Source organism: Wielerella bovis (assembly GCF_022354465.1).
GTDB classification, from domain to species: domain Bacteria; phylum Pseudomonadota; class Gammaproteobacteria; order Burkholderiales; family Neisseriaceae; genus Wielerella; species Wielerella bovis.
In genome coordinates this window covers 1,934,918-1,956,646 of sequence record NZ_CP092361.1, presented here as the reverse complement: position 1 = coordinate 1,956,646, position 21,729 = coordinate 1,934,918, and the positions used below count along the sequence as shown (strand labels likewise).

The window sequence follows — 21,729 nt, the reverse complement described above, 5'->3', positions numbered from 1 at the left end:
CTTCATTCCCTGATAGCTCAGTCGGTAGAGCGACGGACTGTTAATCCGCAGGTCGCTGGTTCGAGCCCAGCTCGGGGAGCCAAATTTAAACCGCCTAAACAATTGTTTAGGCGGTTTTCTTTTTGTAGCTCAGTTGGGTTTGTGTCCATTTTGTGCCCAACCCCATCCAATGTGTCCAACATATATAGTGGATTCAATTTAAATCAGGACAAGGTGACAGTGACCGCCGTGTACACATTAAGTATAGTGAATTCAATTTAAACCAGTACAGCGTTGCCAGCTCCCTTATGTACTACTATGTATACACGGCGGTCGCTGTCGCCTTGTCCTGATTTAAATTGGATCCACTATATTAGGTTTGAATAAACAAATCAAATAAAGGCTGCCTGAAAATATTCCGCTAGGATTTTCAGACAGCCTTTTTTTATTTAAACGCAATTACAAAGTACGCGCCACTTCTACTACGTCAAAGCATTCCAACTGGTCGCCTTCCATGATTTCATTGAAGTTTTTAATCATCAAGCCACATTCAAAGCCCATGCGAACTTCTTTCGCATCGTCTTTAAAGCGTTTCAATGACGCCAGCTCGCCCGTGTGAATCACCACATTATTGCGAATCAAACGGACTTTGCTGTCGCGTTTCACCACACCATCGGTAACCATACAACCCGCAATATTGCCGACTTTGGATACTGTGATGACTTGGCGGATTTCCACTGTACCTGTGATTTGTTCTTTTTCTTCTGGCGACAACATGCCACTCATGGCAGCTTTTACATCGTCAATAGCATCGTAAATGATGTTGTAGTAACGAATTTCCACATCTTCACTTTCAGCTAATTTACGCGCAGATGCGTCAGCACGCACATTAAAGCCGATAATCAACGCACCAGAGGCAATCGCCAAGTTCACATCACTCTCGGAGATACCACCCACACCGCTGTGCAGGACTTGTACACGCACTTCATCGGTAGATAATTTTTGCAGGCTGCCTGCAAGGGCTTCGTAAGAACCTTGTACGTCTGCTTTGATGATGACCGACAGATTTTGCGCCTGACCTTCACCCATGTTGTTGAACATGTTTTCCAATTTTGCTGCTTGCTGTTTCGCCAAACGCACATCACGGAATTTGCCTTGACGGAACAATGCCACTTCACGTGCTTTTTTCTCGTCTGCCAATACAATGGCATCTTCGCCTGCATTGGGCACATCGGATAAACCCAAAATTTCTACAGGGATAGATGGGCCAGCCTCTTCAATCGGTTTACCGCTTTCGTCCAACATGGCGCGGATTTTACCGAAAGTCGTACCAGCCAACAGCATGTCGCCTTTGCGTAATGTACCGCTTTGCACCAACAAAGTAGCAACCGCGCCACGACCTTTGTCCAAACGCGCTTCCACAATAATGCCTTTCGCTGGCGATGCAACAGGGGCTTTCAATTCCAACACTTCTGCTTCCAGCAATACGGCTTCCAACAATTTATCAATATTGATACCTTGTTTGGCAGAAACATCCACAAATTGCACATCACCGCCCCATTCATCACACACGATTTCGTGTTGGGTCAATTCTTGGCGAATACGTTCTGGGTTGGCAGCCTCTTTATCAATTTTGTTCACGGCAACCACAATGGGGACACCAGCGGCTTTGGCGTGAGCGATGGCTTCAATGGTTTGTGGCATGACACCGTCATCGGCTGCCACCACCAAAATCACCACATCTGTGGCTTTTGCACCACGTGCACGCATGGCGGTAAACGCTTCATGACCGGGGGTATCCAAGAACGTTACCACACCTTTGGGTGTTTCCACATGGTACGCACCAATATGTTGCGTGATACCACCAGCCTCGCCGGCTACTACTTTGGTACGGCGAATGTAGTCCAGCAAAGATGTTTTACCGTGGTCAACGTGTCCCATTACAGTAACAACAGGTGGACGTGGCAACAATTCCGCATCAACATGGGTACTGTCGTCATTCAAGAATGCATCTGGGTCATCAATCGCGGCAGGTTTGCCAATGTGCCCCATTTCTTCCACCACCAACAGCGCGGTGTCTTGGTCAAGCGATTGGTTGATGGTAACCATCATGCCCATTTTCATTAGCGTTTTCACCACTTCCACGCCTTTGACCGCCATTTTGTGCGCCAAATCAGCAACGGTAATGGTTTCAGGAACAGAAACTTCATGCACAACGGGTTCGGTTGGTGCTTGGAAACCGTGTTGATTAGGTTCTAATTTCAGTTTTTTGCCTTTTTTACCACTGCGTACGCGTTCATCATCGCCACCTGAATTGCGACTGTCATTGCGACCGCCTTTGGCATTTTTACCACCTTTACCTTTGGGTGCGTCTTCATCGCGATTGTGACGGCGGTCTTCTTTTTTGCGACTGCCACTACTTGGATTTTCATCTTCAGATAAGATTTTAGGTGCAGCAGGTTTGGCTGGTTTATTTTTAGCTTCTTGGGCTTTTTGCGCCAATTTTTCTTCACTTGGTTTGGCAACACGCTGACCTTTTCCGTCTTTACCCGCTTTTTTCGCCGCTTCAGCTTGACGCGCTTGCTCCGCAGCTTCTAATTTTGCCGCCTCACGTCGTGCTTGACGTTCAGCACGTTCCGCTTTTTCGCGTGCCAATTTTTCTTGTGCTTCGCGCATACGCTGCGCACGTTCCGCTTCTTCGGCACGACGAGCGGCTTCTTCAGCATTAACCACCTCAACAGGTTGTGGCAATGGTTCAGGTGCAGCATTTTCTTTATTGCGATTTTTACCACCGCGGTTGCGTTTACGTTTAGTTGTTTCTTTGTTTTCTGCTGTATTTGTATTTTCAGCTTGTGGCGCAGTAATTTGATTTTCCGTTGTTTTCAGGCTGCCTGAAACTTCTGTTTGTTCTCCCGTTTTTTCAGGCTGTGTTACCGTTTCTTGCGCAACAACTGACGCAGATGTTTCTTCCACAACAGGTGCAGGTTTTGTGGTTTTACCTGCTCTCGCTGCTTTCAATCGCGCAGCCTCAGCTTCGGCAGCAGCTTTTTTTGCTGCACGTTCTGCATCAGCAGCACTTGTATCTGCCACAGTATTTTCAGGCTGTGTTACAGGATTTTCTGTTGTTTCAATCTGTTTTTCTTCGGTTTTCAGGCTGCCTGAAACGGTTTTACCTTCTGCTTCAGCTTTCAACTGCGCCAACATTTCTTCGCGAGATTGTGGTACAAGCGCGCGTTTTTTGCCTTTATGTTCCACCACAGTTTTACTGGCAGAAGTCGGTTTATTACGTGAATTATTGTTACTCATAGATATTCTTCCTTATTCTGCGTTATCTTCGGCAAACCAATGGGCGCGTGCGGCTAGAATCACACGTTCTGCTTCATCTTTGCTGACACCTGTGATTTCAATCAATTCATCAATGGAAAGTTCTGCCAATGCATCGCGGTTAGTGATATTCGCATCGGCTAAATCGCGCAACATATCTTCGTCCACGTTGTCCAGAGATTTCAAATCTTCATCAATATTGTTTAATTTCTCAGCTACTTCTAACTCTGTTTGCAAAATCACTTCACGCGCGGTAATACGCAAAGTTTCAGCGGTTTCTGGCGTTAGGATTTCAATTTCCAGCAAATCTTCCACAGGTACAAATGCCACTTCTTCAATGCTGGTAAATTCTGCTGCAACTAAAGCATTAGCGGTCTCTTCATCAACATTCAGTTGTGACATAAACAAATCACGCAATGCCGCTTCTTCTTCTGCATTACGTTCTGCTGCTTCTTGCAATGTCATGATATTTAACTGTAAACCAGTTAATTCCGCTGCTAAACGCACATTTTGACCGCCACGACCAATCGCCAATGCCAACTGGTCTTCTGCCACAATCACATCCACAGAATTAGTTTCATCGTCAATGACAATACGGCTTACCTGAGCAGGAGAAAGCGCATTAATCACAAACTGTGCTGTATCGTCCGACCACAACACCACATCAATACGCTCTCCGCCAATTTCATTGGAAACCGCATTCACACGCGAACCGCGTACGCCAATGCAAGTGCCTTGTGGGTCAATGCGCTGGTCATTGGTATGCACCGCAATTTTTGCACGCTGTCCAGCATCACGTGCCACTTCACGAATTTCCAGCAAACCATCTTTGATTTCAGGCACTTCCTGTTCAAACAACTTGCGCAAAAATTCAGGCGAAGAACGGCTCAACATCACTTGTTTGCGACCACCATTAAATTCTTCCACTTTCCAGAACAATGCACGAATTTTGTCGCCACCGCGGTAGTTTTCGCGTGGCAACATTTCTTCGCGTGGAATCAAAGCGTCCAATTTTGGTGCAATTTCCACGATAATGCCATGACGTTCCACACGTTTTACTGTGCCGATGACAATATCTTCACGCACGGCTAAAAAGTTGTTCAAAATTTGCTCACGTTCCGCATCACGGATTTTTTGCAAAATGATTTGTTTTGCCGTTTGTGCCGCTTGACGACCAAATGCCTCATTGGGAATGTCTTCTTCGTAGTAATCGCCCACATTGATTTCAATACCAGGGATTTCTTCCTGAATTTGCTCGATGGTTTTTTCCAATTCGGGATAAGTGTAGTCCAAGTCTTCTACAATCAACCACTTACGCACAGTTGTATATTCGCCTGTTTCACGATTGATGCGGACTTCCAAATCCATTTGTTCGCGGTCAGCTTTCTTTTTGGCAGCGATACCCAAAGCGGTTTCCAACGCTTCAAAAACCACGTCTTCGTTCACATTTTTTTCGCTCGCCAGTGCTTCCACCAACGCTAAAATTTCACGACTCACAGAGTTGCTCCTACTAATATTTAATATATATTTTGAAATAAATACGGATAGGCAGCCTGAAAATAAGAAATAATACTTTTTCAGGCTGCCTGAATTTTAAAATTTAAATTCAGGTTTAATTCGCGCTTTATCCACATTGGACAATTCAATTTGCGCCGTTTTACCATCAAAAGAAAGCGTGATGATTTGCGTTGTTTCATCAAACGCTTCAATTTTGCCGATGAAGTTTTTTTGTCCTTCAACAGGTAAGCGTGTTTTGATTTTGGCTTGGCTGCCCGTAAAACGCACAAAATCGCTGGCTTTTTTCAATGGACGGTCAAGCCCAGGGCTGGAAATTTCCAGATTTTTATAATCCACATCTTCCACCATAAACACGCGGCTTAAATGATTGCTGACAGTCGCGCAATCTTCCACCGTAATGCCGCCTTCTTTATCAATAAAAATACGCAAAGTACCTTGTGCGGTCAGTTCAAAATCCACCAATTCGTAACCTAAACCAGGTAGAGTTGTGTCTAAAATTTGTTGTAAATCCATATGTTATTGATATTTCCGTAAAGTATAAAAACAAAAAAATGACCGCTCGGGTCATTTTTCGTTGGGTGTTTGAAAAATTTGTTGGATTATATTCTTTTCTGGTTAAAATGAAAAGATGATAATGGATTTTGTCAAACAATAAATTTAAAATGGATTCTATTTCATTGATTTATATTAATATTTTTTAATTAATTGAATTTAAAAAGGCAGCCTGAAAATGTTTTTGTAGGATAATATTTTTCAGGCTGCCTTTTTGCTTTTGGGTTATTTAATTTGTAAAAATATTCGTTATTTTTCAAATGGTTAAATTTCAATTTTAAAGGTTTGACAATTAAACGATAATTTAGACTAAAATCTCATCAAACGCTATATTTTCAGGCTGCCTATTGTTTATAAGGCAGCCTGAAAACAGCATTTCACTTTATCAACAAGGAAAACAAATATGACAACAGAATTGAAACAAATTGGCTGGATTGGTTTAGGGCAAATGGGCGTACCGATGGTTAATCGCCTGTTGGCGCACGAGATTGGCGTGGGTGTGTACAACCGAAATGCCGACAAATGCGCCGAATTTGCCGAAAAAGGCGCGAAAGTGTACCCATCTGCCAGTGAATTGGTACGTGATTATCCTGCCGTGATTTTGATGGTATCAGACTACGCGGCGGCGGTGGCGATTTTGAACGAAGAAGTGTGCGCCCAATTAAATGGCAAAATTATTGTCAATATGAGCACTGTTTCGCCGACTGAAAATTTAAAAATCAAAGACTTGGTGGAATCACATGGCGGTCAATTTGCCGAAGCCCCTGTTTCGGGTTCGGTTGTGCCTGCCACACAAGGTACGCTGCTGATTTTATTTGGTGGCGAAGAAAGCGTATTGAATCCATTACGCGGCGTGTTCAGCGTGTTGGGCAAACAGACTTTCCATTTTGGCGGCGTGGGCAAAGGTTCGGGCGCAAAATTGGTGCTGAATTCCTTGCTTGGCGTATTTGGCGAAGCCTATGCCGAAGCGATGTTGATGGGCGAAAAATTTGGCATTGATTTGAATGAATTAGCCGAAGCGATTGGCGGTTCTGCCATGAATTCGCCGATGTTCCAAACCAAAAAACCGTTGTTGTTGGACAAAACTTTCCCAGCCGCGTTTATGTTGAAACACGCCAGTAAGGATTTGAATTTGGCGTGTGGCGAATTGGCACAAATGAATTTGACTTTGCCCGCGATTGAAACCACCGCCGCGCAATATCGGGCGGCGGTAGAAGCGGGTTTGGGCGGCGAAGATGTGTCGGGGATTTATTTGCAAGTTGCGAAACAAAAATAAATCCATAGAAAAAGGCAGCCTGAAACTATTTTCAGGCTACCTTCTTGTTTGAGAGACTATTTAATGAATATGCAAAAGCTATAATTCAGATATGCTACTTGAAATTCGTGTCATAAAGAAGTATCTTACATGCACCATTAATCATTACTTGTGAAAAGGAAAATCATGAGCGACAAAATCATACACGTTACCGATGCAAATTTTGCAACCGAAGTTTTGGAATCAGAATTGCCTGTGGTATTGGACTTTTGGGCACCTTGGTGTGGTCCTTGTAAAATGATTGCCCCTATTTTGGATCAGTTGGCAGAAGAAATGGACGGCAAAGTGAAAATTGCAAAAATGAATGTTGATGAAAATCAAGCCATTCCTACACAATTTGGTGTTCGCGGTATTCCAACCATGATTGTGTTTAAAGATGGTAAGAGCGTAGCAAATAAAGTAGGTGCATTGGCAAAACCACAATTAGAAGCTTTTATCAAAGCATCTATTGAAGCATAATAGATTGAATTTATTTTGAATCAAGATTATTAATATAATCTTGATTCACTTTTTTTACTTTGCTCTGTTAGGTTTGCTATAGCATAAGCATGAAAGGCAGCCTGAAAGAAATGATACCTCCCAAAATTTTAAGTTGAATATTCCAACTTAAATTTTGGGAGGTTTAGCATTTGTTTTTGGACTTTCAGGCTGCCTCAACAACCATAGGTCGTATACCCATATTTGACAATTTTATATAAAAACAAATATTTATTAAATATAAAAAATGTTGGCTTCAAGAATTCGAACTACAGTTTGGAGTTTGCAAGAGTTTCAGCCTGAAAAACGATGCCCCCTAAATATCGAAGTATTTAGGGGGCAGAGCGTTACGGTATAAAACCTTATTGTAGCAACGTTTCTCATTTCGCAATGCAACAATGCGGTACATCATAATAAAGAAACACCCATAGCGTCAAGTATTGTGTTAATTTTATTATAAATGTATGATACATAAATATTTTTGTTTGCTAAAAGGGACTGAGTAATGAACTACGTATTAGGTTTGGATTTGGGTATTGCATCATGCGGTTGGGCTGTTGTGGAAATCGACGAACACGAATCTCCCATTCGTTTGATTGATGTAGGAGTGCGCACCTTTGATGCAGCAGAAAATTCACAAAATGGTGAATCATTGGCAGCAGTAAGGCGTTTGGCACGCGGTCAGCGTAGGCGTATTTACCGCCGCACCCACCGTTTACAGCGATTGCGTGAAATCTTGTTGCGTGAAAATGTGTTGCAGGCTGCCGATTTTGATGAAAATGGTTATGTGATAAATTTGCCCATTCATGTATGGGATTTGCGTGTGGCAGGCTTGGACAGAAAACTTGAACCCAAAGAATGGGCAGCCGTTTTATTGCATTTGGTTAAGCGACGCGGCTATTTGTCGCAACGCAAAAACGAAGTAAAAACCACCGATAAAGAATTGGGCGCATTGCTGCAAGGCGTACACCAAAATCATCAAATATTGCAAAACAATCAACACATTCGCACACCAGCAGAATTGGCAGTCAAACAATTTGCGCTGCAAGACGGACACATTCGCAATCAAAGTGGTGCATACCAACACACATTCAGCCGAGAAGATTTGGCAGATGAACTGAACCAATTGTTTGATGCACAAACCCGTTTGGGCAACCCACACGTTTCAGGCAGCCTGAAAACGTGCGTCCACAATTTGTTGATGACACAACGTGCCGCATTATCAGGCAAAGACCTGCTGAACATGCTCGGCAAATGCACTCATGAACCAGAAGAATACAAAGCCGCCAAAAACACCTACACGGCAGAGCGTTTTGTGTGGCTCACGCGCTTGAACAATTTGCGCATTGCCGATAATGGCGATGAATATGCTTTGAATGAAACGCAACGCAAGCAGCTCATCAATTTGCCTTATGAAAAAGCCAAACTGACCTACAAACAAGTTCGCGAGCGATTAGAGTTACCTGAAACCGCCCATTTCAAAGGCTTGCGCTATGGCAAAGACAATGCCGAAAACGCCACATTCATGGAAATGAAAGCATGGCATGCCATCCGCAAAGCAATGGAAAATCAGGGCTTAAAAACAGAATGGCAAAGTTTGGCGATAAAGCCCGATTTATTGGACGAAATTGGCACAGTCTTTTCCATTTGCCAAACCGATGATGAAATTTCAGGCAGCCTGAAACACGCATTGCCCGAAAAAGTGTTGTTGGTGTTGCAAGAAAATTTGAATTTCAGTCAATTTCAACATTTGTCTTTGAAAGCATTGCGGAAAATTGTGCCTTTAATGGAACAAGGCTTGCGCTATGACGAGGCATGTACGCAAATTTACGGCAATCATTACGGACAAAAATCTGCCCACATTCAAACCTTGCTGCCCAATATCCTCGCAGATGAAATCCGCAATCCCGTTGTGTTGCGCACACTCACACAGGCGCGGAAAGTCATCAATGCGATTGTGCGTCGTTACGGTTCGCCAGCTCGGGTGCACATTGAAACAGGGCGCGAAGTGGGCAAATCATTTGATGAACGCGAAAAAATCAAAAAACAACAAGAAACCCATGCCAAACAACGCCAAGATGCCATTGCCGAATTTTGCAAAAACTTCCCCAATTTAGTGGGCGAACCCAAAGCCAAAGACATTTTGAAATGGCGTTTGTATCAAGCACAACATGGCAAATGTTTGTATTCAGGCAAACCCATTGATTTGCGCAGGCTGCCTGAAAATGGCTATGTGGAAATTGACCACGCATTGCCATTTTCACGCACTTGGGACGACAGTTTCAACAACAAAATCTTGGTGTTGAAAAGCGAAAACCAAAACAAAGGCAATCAAACCCCCTACGAATATTTGGACGGCAAAAACGACAGCGAACGCTGGCGATTGTTTGTGGCAAATGTTTCAGGCAGCAATTTTTCGCGTGCCAAAAAACAGCGCGTGATGCTGCAACACATTGATGAGAAAAAATTCATTGAACGCAATTTGAATGACACACGCTATGTATCGCGTTTTCTGTGTCGTTTTATTGCAGAGAACATGCAGCTTGTCGGCAAAGGCAAACAGCGCGTATTTGCCAGCAATGGGCAGATTACCGCTTTATTGCGCGGACGTTGGGGGTTGAGCAAAAACCGCGAAATCAACGACCGACATCACGCAATAGATGCCATTGTTGTGGCGTGCAGCACAGTGGCAATGCAGCAAAAAATCACACGTTTTGTGAAATATCAAGAAGGCAACGTCTTCACAGACGAGCGCATTGACAAAGCAACAGGCGAAGTGATTTCCGAGCATTTCCCAAGCCCTTGGCACGGTTTTCGTGAAGAGGTGATGACACGCGTGTTTGACGACAATCCACGCGAAAAGCTGCCTGAAAAACATCAGCATGAATATGTGCAGCCCCTGTTTGTATCGCGCATGCCCACACGGAAAATGTCGGGGCAAGGGCATTTGGAAACAATACGCTCTGCCAAGCGTTTTGAGCAAGAAAAAATCAGCATATTGCGCGTGCCATTAAACAAATTGAAATTAAAAGATTTGGACAACATGGTCAATCGTGAACGCGAACCCGATTTACAGGCAGCCTTAAAAGCACGTTTGCAGCAATTCAATGATGACCCCGTCAAAGCCTTTGCCGAACCCTTTTACAAAAAAGGCGGGCAGCGCGTCAAAGCGGTGCGCATTAAAAGTGTCCAAAAATCAGGCGTGCTGTTGCCCAAAAACAAAGGCATTGCCGACAATGGCGACATGGTGCGCGTAGATGTGTTTGCCAAAGCAGGGAAGTTTTACCTTGTGCCGATTTATGCGTGGCAAGTGGCAAAAGGCATTCTGCCCAATAAAGCCGCAACTGCCCAAAAAAACGAACAAGATTGGGACGAAATGGATGAAACCTTTATTTTCCAATTTTCTTTATATAAGAATGATTTGGTGGAACTGATTACCAAAAAGCAACGTATTTTGGGTTATTTTGCAGGTTTAGATAGGGCAAGTGCTGCCATAAGCATTCGTGAACATGACCGTGATACGCAGAAAGTGAAAGACGGAACACATCGCGGTTTAGGTGTGAAATCTGGTGTGATTTCATTCAAAAAATTTGAAATAGATGTATTGGGCAAAGACATTCACGAGTGCAAAACCAGCAAACGTCAGGGTGTTGGCTAAACCATTCCCCTGTTTCATTGTGATAAATACGCAATGAAACAGGGGATTTTTTTAAAGGAAAAATCATGACTTGGCGCACTTTACTCATCAGCAATGGCGGAAAACTGTCTTTAAAAAATCAGCAATTGCTCATTCAACAAAATGGCGATGCCATTCCCGTGCCATTGGCAGATTTGGCGGTCATCGTCATTGAAAACAAAGAAACCGTGCTGACCACGCCTTTACTTTCAGCATTGGCACAACATGGCATTACCCTGCTGACTTGTGATGAACAATTTTTGCCCTGCGGACAATGGTTGCCCTTTGCCCAATATCATCGCCCATTAAAAACCCTGAAATTGCAACTGAACGCCACACAACCCCAAAAAAAGCAGCTTTGGCAAAAAATTGTGCAACAAAAAATCCGCAATCAAGCCTTTGTTTTAAATGAAATGGGTGCAGATAAAGCAGCCGAAACACTCAACAGGCTGGCTGAAAACGTCAAATCAGGCGACCACGACAACAAAGAATCGCAAGCGGCAGCCGTGTATTTTCAGGCAGCCTTTGGGCGCGGATTCACACGCCAACAAGCAAACGCCATAAACGCACATTTAAACTATGGCTACACCATTTTGCGTTCAGCAGTGGCGCGGGCATTGGTGCAATATGGGTGGCTGCCCGCATTGGGTTTGCATCATCACAACGAACAAAATCCATTCAATTTGGCAGACGATTTCATAGAACCCTTTCGCCCAATTGTGGATTTAATGGTAAGCGAATGGGCAAATTCAGGCAGCCTGAAAGACGAATTAACCCCACACAGCAAACAGCAGCTCATCAAATTATTGCATTACCAAATGCGTTGGCAGAATCAAGTTTTTACCACATTGGGTGCAATAGACCGCACGATTGGCAGTTTGCAGGCAGCCTTAAATGAAAAAGATGCCAAACGATTGTGGCTGCCTGAAATGCTTGTTTTGAAAGAACACCGTTATGAGTGAGAACCAATTTATGCGCATTATTGTGTTTTTTGATTTACCTGTAACCACCAAAGCCAAGCGCAAAGCCGCGAATGATTTCCGTCGATTTTTACAAAGAGACGGTTATCAAATGTTGCAATTGTCGGTGTACACACGCATTGTGCGCGGTCGCGATATGTTGCAAAAGCACCACAAACACTTGTGCGAAAATTTGCCCAGAGAGGGTTCAGTACGCTGTTTGGAAGTAACCGAAAAGCAATTTGCGGCAATGGCAGTGCTTTTGGGTGAGAAAACAACGGTGGAAAAAAAGGTCAATGCAGAGCAACTTTTGCTGTTTTAGCGTGATTTTTTTGTGAGAAAAAACACCCGAAACCTTGAATTCATCAAGGTTTCGGGCATAGGTATTGTAGCATTGCGAAATGAGAAAGGGAGCTACAACTTTGGGTCAATGGCGTGAATGTTGCCGACCATTGTAGCATTGCGAAATGAGAAAGGGAGCTACAACCCTTATACAAGGCGCAGCACTTGAAATGCTATTGTAGCATTGCGAAATGAGAAAGGGAGCTACAACTCTCAATGCACCCATGCACCGCGTTTAATAATTGTAGCATTGCGAAATGAGAAAGGGAGCTACAACTTACCCCTTTTACACTGAACAATGGCGTAGATTGTAGCATTGCGAAATGAGAAAGGGAGCTACAACCTGCACACGCTGGCGGTGAGGCAAGCCATAATTGTAGCATTGCGAAATGAGAAAGGGAGCTACAACAATTGAATTTGAATCACGCACAGATTTTGCATTGTAGCATTGCGAAATGAGAAAGGGAGCTACAACCCCAAGGATGGCAACGACACAATCTTTTGGATTGTAGCATTGCGAAATGAGAAAGGGAGCTACAACTATCTGTACCATTTTGTGCTAAACGCTCTGATTGTAGCATTGCGAAATGAGAAAGGGAGCTACAACTGCTCAAACGGTGGCTTATGCTATTTTGGTATTGTAGCATTGCGAAATGAGAAAGGGAGCTACAACTCAAAATTGTTTCGGGGTGGCAGCAGAAGGATTGTAGCATTGCGAAATGAGAAAGGGAGCTACAACCCGAGTTGTTTTAGTAACATGATAAACGCGATTGTAGCATTGCGAAATGAGAAAGGGAGCTACAACTTGCATTTGCATTTTTAAATGTTGCTTTAAATTGTAGCATTGCGAAATGAGAAAGGGAGCTACAACTCATTTTTTAAGCTCCTGTGAGTGATTGAAATTGTAGCATTGCGAAATGAGAAAGGGAGCTACAACGTACTCATTAAGGACGGGCGATTTCTTACCATTGTAGCATTGCGAAATGAGAAAGGGAGCTACAACTAAAATTTATGCTGCCTTGTTGTTTGTTGAATTGTAGCATTGCGAAATGAGAAAGGGAGCTACAACTTCAGAAAGGGCGCAAAGAGTTGTACGGATATTGTAGCATTGCGAAATGAGAAAGGGAGCTACAACGGGCAACGCTATCGCCCGCTTGCCATGCCAATTGTAGCATTGCGAAATGAGAAAGGGAGCTACAACCTGCATCAAAGCCGACAACTTCGGCTTCAAATTGTAGCATTGCGAAATGAGAAAGGGAGCTACAACCGGTGGAACGTGCGGTAGAAATGCTGATTGATTGTAGCATTGCGAAATGAGAAAGGGAGCTACAACGAGAAAAACAATGAAATTAATCCACCCAAAATTGTAGCATTGCGAAATGAGAAAGGGAGCTACAACCAGAACGTGAGCACAGTAAAACCGCTGCGAATTGTAGCATTGCGAAATGAGAAAGGGAGCTACAACCAGAACGTGAGCACAGTAAAACCGCTGCGAATTGTAGCATTGCGAAATGAGAAAGGGAGCTACAACCAAAATCCAGCCGCGCAAACCGTCTATGCAATTGTAGCATTGCGAAATGAGAAAGGGAGCTACAACTGCTGATGGGATTGGCATCGCTGCCGCGCAATTGTAGCATTGCGAAATGAGAAAGGGAGCTACAACTGACGTAGTTGTCTGTTGCGTTGGTGCAGCATTGTAGCATTGCGAAATGAGAAAGGGAGCTACAACTTAAAATAACGAGATTGTGCATTTTCAGGCATTGTAGCATTGCGAAATGAGAAGAGAAGCCACGATGTATAAATACGCAGTATCCAGCGTGCGATTGTAGTATTTCGGAAAGTAATTTTATTGTTCACGAAATGTTCTTCCTCAAATAATGATACTTTTCAGGCTGCCTGAAACCCCATTTTTGCCCACAAAAAATGCTAAAATACCCAGTTTTCAATTTTTTCAGGCAGCCTGAACCATGTCCAAATACACCTCCATTCAAAACAATGATTTCATTCGCATTCGCGGCGCACGCACCCACAATCTCAAAAACGTGGATTTGGACATTCCGCGTCATCAACTGGTTGTCATTACAGGGCTTTCTGGTTCGGGCAAATCCAGTTTGGCGTTTGACACGCTCTATGCCGAAGGGCAACGCCGTTATGTGGAAAGCCTGTCTGCCTACGCCCGTCAGTTTCTGCAAATGATGGACAAGCCCGATGTGGATTTGATTGAAGGCTTGTCGCCCGCCATTTCCATTGAACAAAAATCCACCAGCCACAATCCGCGTTCCACCGTTGGTACGGTTACCGAAATCCATGATTATTTGCGACTTTTGTACGCGCGAATTGGCACGCCACATTGTCCTGAACACGGCTTGCCGCTTGCCAGTCAGACTGTTTCACAAATGGTTGATTTTGTTTTGCAATTAGCCGAAGACACCAAAATCATGATACTCGCCCCAGCCGTGCGCGGTCGCAAAGGCGAATTTTTGGATTTGTTTGCTGATTTGCAAGCGCAAGGTTTTGCGCGTGTGCGCGTGGACGGCACGGTTTACACTTTGGACGAAGTCCCCAAATTGGCAAAAACCCACAAACACGACATTGATGTGGTCATTGACCGAATTAAAGTCAAATCCGATTTACAACAACGGCTTGCCGAAAGTTTTGAAACCACCCTGCGACACGGCGGCGACCGCGCCATTGCCCTAGAAATGGACACCAATCAAGAACATTGGTTTTCCGCGCAATTCGCCTGCCCGATGTGTTCGTACAGTCTGCCTGAATTGGAACCGCGTTTGTTTTCGTTCAACAATCCCGTGGGCGCGTGTCCGAGTTGCGATGGTTTGGGCAGCAAAGATTTTTTTGACGCGGAACGCGTAGTCGCCCACCCCGAATTGTCGCTGGCGGCTGGCGCGATTGAAGGCTGGGACAAGCGCAATCAATTTTATTTTCAAATGATACAATCACTTGCCACGCATTATCAATTTGATGTGAACGAACCATTTTTCAGGCTGCCTGAAAATGTACAAAACGTCATTTTGCATGGTTCTGGCAAAGAAATCATTAATTTCAAATATTTATCCGAAAAAGGCGGTACGTTTGAACGCCCCCACGCTTTTGAAGGCATTTTGCCGAATTTGGAACGCCGTTACCGCGAAACCGACAGCGAAACCATACGCGACAAATTGCGCGAATACCAAAGCCACCGCGCCTGTCCGAGTTGTGGCGGTGCGCGTTTGCGAAAAGAAGCGCGACACGTCCACGTTGGCGACATGGCTTTGCACGATTTGTCCGCTTTGCCCTTAAATCAAACCATTGAATTTTTTGAACAATTACAATTAGAAGGCAACAAAGCGCAAATTGCCGAAAAAATCCTGAAAGAAATCACGGAACGCTTGGGCTTTTTGATTAACGTGGGTTTGGATTATTTGAATTTAAGCCGTTCAGCCGAAACGCTTTCGGGTGGCGAAGCGCAACGCATTCGCTTGGCGAGCCAAATCGGTTCAGGTTTGACGGGCGTGATGTATGTTTTGGACGAACCGTCCATCGGTTTGCACCAACGCGACAACGACAGATTGTTGATGACATTGAAAAGATTGCGCGATTTGGGCAACAGCGTCATCGTTGTGGAACACGATGAAGACGCGATTCGCCATGCCGATTTTGTGGTGGACATGGGCGTGGGCGCGGGCGAACACGGCGGCAACGTCATCATTGCCGACACACCAGACAAAATTGCCGAATGCGAACAATCGGTTACAGGACAATATTTGAGCGGCAAAAAACAAATCAGGCTGCCTGAAAAACGCACGCCTGTTAATCCTGAAAAAATGTTGGTTTTGACGGGTGCGCGTGGCAACAATTTGAAAAATGTAACGCTGGAATTGCCTTTGGGCTTAATCACTTGCGTAACAGGCGTGTCGGGTTCGGGCAAATCCACGTTGATTAACGACACACTCGCCAAAATTGCCGCGCGTGAACTCAACCGCGCCCACGAAGAACCTGCGCCATACGATGAAATTCACGGCTTGGAGCATTTGGACAAAGTCATCAATGTTGACCAATCGCCCATCGGACGCACACCGCGTTCCAATCCAGCGACTTACACGGGTTTGTTTACGCCCATTCGTGAGCTGTTTGCGGGCGTGCCTGTGGCGCGGGAACGCGGTTACAGCGTGGGGCGTTTTTCGTTTAACGTGAAAGGCGGACGTTGCGAAGCGTGTCAAGGCGATGGCGTGATTAAAGTGGAAATGCACTTTTTGCCAGACGTGTATGTGCCATGCGAAGTGTGCCACGGCAAACGCTACAACCGTGAAACGCTGGAAGTGCGCTATAAAGGCAAAAACATCAGCGAAGTCTTGGACTTAACCGTTGAAGAAGCGCGTGAATTTTTTGATGCCGTGCCGACCGTGTCGCGCAAATTGCAAACGCTGATGGACGTGGGTTTGGGCTACATTCGTTTGGGGCAATCCGCCACGACTTTGTCAGGCGGCGAGGCACAGCGCGTGAAATTGGCATTGGAATTGTCCAAACGCGATACGGGGCGCACTTTGTATATTTTGGACGAGCCGACAACAGGTTTGCATTTTGCCGACATCGCTTTATTGTTGGAAGTGATTCAAAGATTGAAGGGCAAAGGCAATTCTATTGTGATTATTGAGCATAATTTAGATGTGATTAAAACGGCGGATTGGATTGTGGATTTGGGGTTGGAAGGTGGTGCAGGTGGCGGGACGATTTTGGTTTCAGGTAGCCCTGAACAGGTGGCGAAACACAAAACGAGCCATACAGCGAAGTATTTGAAGATGATTTTAGGATAAAACAATGGATAATCAAGAAATTGTTACATCTAGCAATAGCACACCTGGATTTCAGTTGATGAATTTTATTGAAATTATCACCAAATTATTTCCGATATTAAGCGTATTGGCATTAATTTTAGTTTTTATGGGTATAAGTACGATTTTTTTATTCAGTTTAATCACACCCTATTTTGTTCCAGAATATCTGAATCAGGAAAAGATTCCGTTAATTATGGATGGTTTGGAGTTCTTTAGTAATACAAATTATTATGCTAAATTAATCATTACTAATACTATTGTTATGTGCTTTTTTGTATTGGAAATTATTCTTGATGCAGATATTAAATATTGTAGTTTTTTTATATCATGTTCAATATTCATTTTACTAGTAGTACCATTGTTCTTTTTTTGGAAAAAAGAAAAAACTGATATTATTACTATTTTAGTAACATCATTTATCATTATTACATCAAGTGTGCATTTATGGATAGAAAGAGTTGAATTTAAGTATATTTTCTCTATTTTATTTTTTATGATTTTTGTTGGATATACTTGGCAATGTACTATTTCTCAAACCAAGTTTGAGCGTATGAAATCTTTTCTTATAGTCCTACTTTGCTTACCGATATCATTTTTTGTATCTACTGTATTTTTTATATTAATGGCAATAAACATTGCAGATAAAGGTCATCAAAATGATGCTTCATGGTATTTATTTATTGTGTTTTTTGTTGCATGGTTATTGGTGTATGCTGTTAACGGGTTCTTTGCATTTCATTTGTGCCAAAATAAGAAAAAATTTGAGATATGGTATTTATTTATACCTTGTATAATGTTGTTTTTAATTGCTTATGTATTAATTTTCTTTGATAAAGGGCGGCAATTACCTCGCTTGATTTTAAAACCATTGCATTTTATTGAATACCCATCTAATGCAAACTGGTACACCATTGATACACGCTTTTTTGCACCTAATAATCTAACCACTAGTGAATTGGAAAGTAATAGTAATGATTTAAAACAATATTTTAATTATAAAACCATACAAGATACTGGATTACAATGTACTTTGTTAGATTCTCAATGTCAGTTTTTATCTGACAAAGATAAAAGAAAAGCACAGTGTGAACAGAAAGAAAATCAGTTTAAGAATGAACGTAAATACAACCGTTTCTACGGTTATGTTGCTTGGAATTTAGGTGATATGAAAGTATTTTGTCCACATGGTTATGAACAAGCCAGACTTGAAACCCAAAAAGAGAAGAAAAGCAATCCCATTCAATGCCTTGCTTTGAAATCCGAATATATTATTCCTTATTATTAACTTTATATGGGATTTTGGTAAGCAGTATATACATTGCCGTTCCAAATCTATAGGCAGCCTGAACCCCTTTTCAGGCTGCCTAAAAATATTCCCCCCAAAAAATCCCCACTATTTCATCAGCCCAAACCCAGCAAATCCATTACAATAACGCTTTAAATCATCAAATCGTCCGTTTAAAATGTCATGCTGAAAATGAAGTTTCTTTTATTTTTGTTTATCAATATGTTGTCTTTCAGTTTGTGGGCAGCCGCTCCCGCGCCAAAATCTGCACCCAAATCCACAAGCACACCCACGCTCAATCAAGTAAGCGGCATGGTGTCGCCACAAAAAGACGCGCGTTTGGTACGCATACCCAGCAAATACACCAACAAAACCGAATACATTCAAAAAAATGTCCTGCCCGATTTGGAAGGCATGATACTTGCCGCGCGTAAAGATGGCGTGAATTTGCGCGTGATTTCTGCGTTTCGCTCGTATTCGCATCAAAAACATCTGTGGCAACGCAAATGGCAACGGACTTCGGGCAACGATAAAAAGCGGTTGCAAGCCGTGTTGCGTTATTCCAATCCGCCTGCGTTCAGCCGTCATCATTGGGGGTCTGATGTGGATTTGAATAGCTTGAAATTGACCTATTGGGCAAGCGCGGACGGCAAAAAAACGCAGCGTTGGTTGCAAAAAAATGCGCGAAAATTTGGTTTTTGCCAAGTCTATTCGCAGCGTTGCAAAAGTGGGCATCGGGAAGAAAAGCAAGCGTAGGGTGGGCAACTTGTTGCCCACGCGGTTTGATAATGTACCACAAATCCATGTTTTAACGTGAAATATTGGATTTTAGGCTACCTGAAACAGAGCTTTGGGTTAGTGGAATATCAAAATCAAATTGATAGCAAAACCCACACCGCGTGGGCAACAAGTTGCCCACCCTACGTTTGCTATTTAATTTTATTAATAAAAAATTTGTGTGGGTAGTTATGGTGCTTGCACCCACGCATTTTATCCCTAAATCGCATTTTATTTTTCAGGCAGCCTGAACCCCTTTTCAGGCAGCCTGAAAAATATCCCCCCAAAAAATCCCCACCATTTCATCAGCCCAAACTCAGCAAATCCATTACAATAACGCTTTAAATCATCAAATCGTCCACTTAAAATGCCATGCTGAAAAACAAAGATTTTGCTGCTTGCAACCCGATAACTTAGTCTCCAAAGCAAAAGCTGCCCGATTTTTTCAGGCAGCTTTTGTTTTTACATCAATCAGTTGCTCAATGCATCTATGCCTCTGGGCGGAATTTGAATTCGCTTTTCTTCAAATTGGGCTTGCTGTTCACGCTGACAAACTGAATGTGTGTTAAATTACCAAAGCTGTCTTTCTAGTTCCATGGCTGCCAATTTGTCGCCCTGAAAGCCGATGCGAATGAATTGGTAGTCCGAATTGCTGCGTTTGGGTGTTGCCAAAACGTAGCAATTAGGTTGGGTTATAAACCCGTTGTCGGGTTAGATTGGGCAAATAAAAAAAACAGCAAAAGCGAGGTTGTCATCGTTTTTGCTGTTTTTGTTTTTGCAAAGCTGTTTCACATAGTGAAAGAGTTTTAAGGGAGATTTATCTTGGTTTCGCTGGCTGGATTTTCGTGCGCGGCATCAGATAAACTGTTTACTTGTGAAAAAAATAAATTAATTCTAATTAAAAAATTTATTTATATCAAATAATTAAATATATAATTCTTATTAATTAATTCATAAATAAGGTTTCAGGCTGCCTTTTGTGTATAGGCAGCCTGAATAGGTTCTGCAAATGTTTCAGCATAAAAATGTTTTTATAGAACTAATGCAGCAATCCAACCTGCAATAAATAGGGGAATATTATAGTGAACAAAGGTTGGAATAACACTATCGCGCATATGGTCGTGTTGTCCGTCAATATTCAAACCCATCGTTGGACCAAGTGTGGAATCGGAGGCGGGAGAGCCTGCATCGCCCAATGCACCTGCTGTGCCAATAATGGCAACAGTTGCTAATGGTGAAAATCCTAATCCTGCACATAAAGGAACATAAATGGCGGTAATAATTGGTAGTGTAGAGAAGGAACTGCCAATGCCCATTGTAACTAATAATCCAACTATTAACATAGCGAAAGCTGCCATGGCTTTGTTGCCTGCAAACATGGATGCGCTGGCTTCGACCAATGGTTTAATTTGTTCGGTTGCTTGCATTACTTCAGCGAAACCTTGTGCAGCAATCATAATAAAGCCGATGGTTGCCATCATTTTAATGCCTTTATTAAATACAATATCTGCTTCGCTGCGGCGGACAACGCCTAACATCATAAATACGGCAAAACCTAGCATGGCACCAACCATTAACGCATCTTTATAGAGTAGTTGGATAGAGAAGCACACAAGAATAGCTAATGCTGCAACTGCACTTCGGTAAGCAGAGATTTGTGGTTGGTGTGTAGCTGAATCTTCATTGTCTGCATCAATTTGTTTATCTTGATAAATGCGAGGTTTACGATAGTGGATAAATGCTAATACTAAGCCTGTAAACATACCCAAAGCAGGAATTGCCATAGCGTGCATAACATTGATGTCTTTAATATTCATACCTGCTTTCTCAATGTTTGTCAGCAAAATATTATTCAAGAAAATAGCACCAAAACCATAGGGTAAAAACATATAAGTGGTTACCAAGCCAAATGTAATGACACAGGCTAATAAACGACGGTCAATATGTAAACGATTGAATACCAATAATAAAGGAGGGATTATCATTGGGATAAATGCAATGTGAATGGGTACAATATTTTGACTCATAATACCCATTGCTAATAATCCTAATAGTAAACCCCATTTGATTTTGTTCGTGCCAGTAGGAATCGTATCACGAGCGTGTCGTGTTTCAATTTTGCGAATAACTGCACCTGCCACTTGTTGTGGTAAACCTGAATGTGTAATTGCCATGGCAAAAGCTCCCAGCATTGCATATGATAATGCAATCGTTGCACCATTCTTAACACCATTTTGGAAATGTGTCATTACCCCAGTTTGTATTACTTTATCTGCTGTATCAACAATATCTGATAAAGGTAAGCCAGCCGATAAGCCACCAGCAAATGCACCTACTACTAAACTTAAAACAACATGTACACGTGATACAGAGAGTATCAACATGACAAGTACACCAATAATTACTGCATTCATTGTATTCCTTTCGTATTCATCGGTTTCTTTTAACATAAAAGGCAGCCTGAAAGCTTGCCAGCAAAGTACATCATACCTTAACACATATTAACACGACAATAGATAAAAGTTAGTTTTATCCAATCAAAAATATTTGATTGGATAGGGCGTTATTAAGACTAAAAGGAAATATGCAAAGTATAAATGCCTAGAATTTAGATTTTGGCTGTTATGATGTGAGAAGATAATTTAATTGTATTTCATGTGGTTAATATGTTTTACAAAGAAATCTTGAGAGAA

The 21,729-nt window shown here is 42.8% G+C and carries 13 protein-coding genes, 1 tRNA gene and 1 CRISPR repeat array; of the genes, 9 read left to right on the top strand and 5 right to left on the bottom strand.

The features are described 5' to 3' along the window. The first annotated feature begins 6 nt into the window (after positions 1-6). Positions 7-82: transfer RNA gene (locus tag MIS45_RS09490), tRNA-Asn, on the top strand. Between the two features lie 356 nt (positions 83-438). Here MIS45_RS09490 and infB read toward each other — a convergent pair. From infB to rimP, 3 genes are all read right to left on the bottom strand, one after another. Then, positions 439-3,285, bottom strand: coding sequence for a translation initiation factor IF-2 (gene infB, locus MIS45_RS09485; RefSeq protein WP_249450364.1), 2,847 nt, complete (start codon positions 3,283-3,285; stop codon positions 439-441). Between the two features lie 12 nt (positions 3,286-3,297). Beyond that, the gene (nusA, locus tag MIS45_RS09480) at positions 3,298-4,800 is read right to left on the bottom strand and encodes a transcription termination factor NusA (protein WP_249445749.1); all 1,503 of its coding nucleotides are present in this window, start codon (positions 4,798-4,800) and stop codon (positions 3,298-3,300) included. 96 nt (positions 4,801-4,896) lie between these two features. Further along, entirely contained in the window at positions 4,897-5,334 is a 438-nt protein-coding gene (gene rimP, locus MIS45_RS09475; RefSeq protein WP_249448471.1) for a ribosome maturation factor RimP, read from the bottom strand. A 442-nt stretch (positions 5,335-5,776) separates the two neighbouring features. Between rimP and MIS45_RS09470 the strand changes: the two genes are divergently transcribed. The 8 genes from MIS45_RS09470 (at position 5,777) to MIS45_RS09435 (ending at position 19,015) form a co-directional block, all read left to right on the top strand. Beyond that, positions 5,777-6,649 (top strand): NAD(P)-dependent oxidoreductase, encoded by an 873-nt coding sequence (locus MIS45_RS09470; protein ID WP_249450362.1) that lies wholly within the window; start codon positions 5,777-5,779, stop codon positions 6,647-6,649. A gap of 165 nt (positions 6,650-6,814) precedes the next feature. Continuing rightward, positions 6,815-7,147, top strand: a complete 333-nt coding sequence (trxA, locus tag MIS45_RS09465) for a thioredoxin TrxA (protein ID WP_249442378.1) — start codon at positions 6,815-6,817, stop codon at positions 7,145-7,147. Positions 7,148-7,670: 523 nt separating this feature from the next. Continuing rightward, positions 7,671-10,823: a type II CRISPR RNA-guided endonuclease Cas9 gene (cas9, locus tag MIS45_RS09460; RefSeq protein WP_249450360.1), complete on the top strand. Its 3,153-nt coding sequence runs from the start codon at positions 7,671-7,673 to the stop codon at positions 10,821-10,823. A 65-nt stretch (positions 10,824-10,888) separates the two neighbouring features. Continuing rightward, complete coding sequence (gene cas1 / locus MIS45_RS09455) at positions 10,889-11,803, top strand: type II CRISPR-associated endonuclease Cas1 (protein WP_249450358.1); 915 nt, start codon at positions 10,889-10,891, stop codon at positions 11,801-11,803. Continuing rightward, the gene (cas2, locus tag MIS45_RS09450; RefSeq protein WP_249450356.1) at positions 11,796-12,122 is read left to right on the top strand and encodes a CRISPR-associated endonuclease Cas2; all 327 of its coding nucleotides are present in this window, start codon (positions 11,796-11,798) and stop codon (positions 12,120-12,122) included. Before cas1 ends, cas2 begins: the two co-directional genes overlap by 8 nt. A gap of 63 nt (positions 12,123-12,185) precedes the next feature. Next, positions 12,186-13,937: direct repeats of the CRISPR family, unit length 36 nt; unit sequence ATTGTAGCATTGCGAAATGAGAAAGGGAGCTACAAC. A 172-nt stretch (positions 13,938-14,109) separates the two neighbouring features. Then, on the top strand, positions 14,110-16,953 hold the full coding sequence (uvrA, locus tag MIS45_RS09445; RefSeq protein WP_249450354.1) for an excinuclease ABC subunit UvrA: 2,844 nt from the start codon (positions 14,110-14,112) through the stop codon (positions 16,951-16,953). 4 nt (positions 16,954-16,957) lie between these two features. Continuing rightward, on the top strand, positions 16,958-18,259 hold the full coding sequence (locus MIS45_RS09440; protein ID WP_249450352.1) for a hypothetical protein: 1,302 nt from the start codon (positions 16,958-16,960) through the stop codon (positions 18,257-18,259). A 192-nt stretch (positions 18,260-18,451) separates the two neighbouring features. Then, positions 18,452-19,015: a D-alanyl-D-alanine carboxypeptidase family protein gene (locus MIS45_RS09435; protein ID WP_249450350.1), complete on the top strand. Its 564-nt coding sequence runs from the start codon at positions 18,452-18,454 to the stop codon at positions 19,013-19,015. 252 nt (positions 19,016-19,267) lie between these two features. On the opposite strand, the gene MIS45_RS09430 is transcribed toward MIS45_RS09435, so the two are convergent. Then, positions 19,268-19,465: a hypothetical protein gene (locus MIS45_RS09430; RefSeq protein ID WP_249450348.1), complete on the bottom strand. Its 198-nt coding sequence runs from the start codon at positions 19,463-19,465 to the stop codon at positions 19,268-19,270. A 602-nt stretch (positions 19,466-20,067) separates the two neighbouring features. Next, a complete protein-coding gene (locus tag MIS45_RS09420; RefSeq protein WP_249451375.1) occupies positions 20,068-21,450 on the bottom strand; it encodes a Na+/H+ antiporter family protein in 1,383 nt (460 codons plus the stop codon). Positions 21,451-21,729: the final 279 nt, after the last annotated feature.

What these genes read in the sequence shown, in the direction of transcription:
- cas1 (WP_249450358.1), top strand. Translation starts at nt 10,889, where the DNA reads ATGACTTGGCGCACTTTACTCATCAGCAATGGCGGAAAACTGTCTTTA.
- MIS45_RS09470 (WP_249450362.1), top strand. Translation starts at nt 5,777, where the DNA reads ATGACAACAGAATTGAAACAAATTGGCTGGATTGGTTTAGGGCAAATG.
- MIS45_RS09420 (WP_249451375.1), bottom strand. Translation starts at nt 21,450, where the DNA reads ATGAATGCAGTAATTATTGGTGTACTTGTCATGTTGATACTCTCTGTA.
- MIS45_RS09440 (WP_249450352.1), top strand. Translation starts at nt 16,958, where the DNA reads ATGGATAATCAAGAAATTGTTACATCTAGCAATAGCACACCTGGATTT.
- uvrA (WP_249450354.1), top strand. Translation starts at nt 14,110, where the DNA reads ATGTCCAAATACACCTCCATTCAAAACAATGATTTCATTCGCATTCGC.
- infB (WP_249450364.1), bottom strand. Translation starts at nt 3,285, where the DNA reads ATGAGTAACAATAATTCACGTAATAAACCGACTTCTGCCAGTAAAACT.
- trxA (WP_249442378.1), top strand. Translation starts at nt 6,815, where the DNA reads ATGAGCGACAAAATCATACACGTTACCGATGCAAATTTTGCAACCGAA.
- rimP (WP_249448471.1), bottom strand. Translation starts at nt 5,334, where the DNA reads ATGGATTTACAACAAATTTTAGACACAACTCTACCTGGTTTAGGTTAC.
- MIS45_RS09435 (WP_249450350.1), top strand. Translation starts at nt 18,452, where the DNA reads ATGAAGTTTCTTTTATTTTTGTTTATCAATATGTTGTCTTTCAGTTTG.
- cas9 (WP_249450360.1), top strand. Translation starts at nt 7,671, where the DNA reads ATGAACTACGTATTAGGTTTGGATTTGGGTATTGCATCATGCGGTTGG.
- cas2 (WP_249450356.1), top strand. Translation starts at nt 11,796, where the DNA reads ATGAGTGAGAACCAATTTATGCGCATTATTGTGTTTTTTGATTTACCT.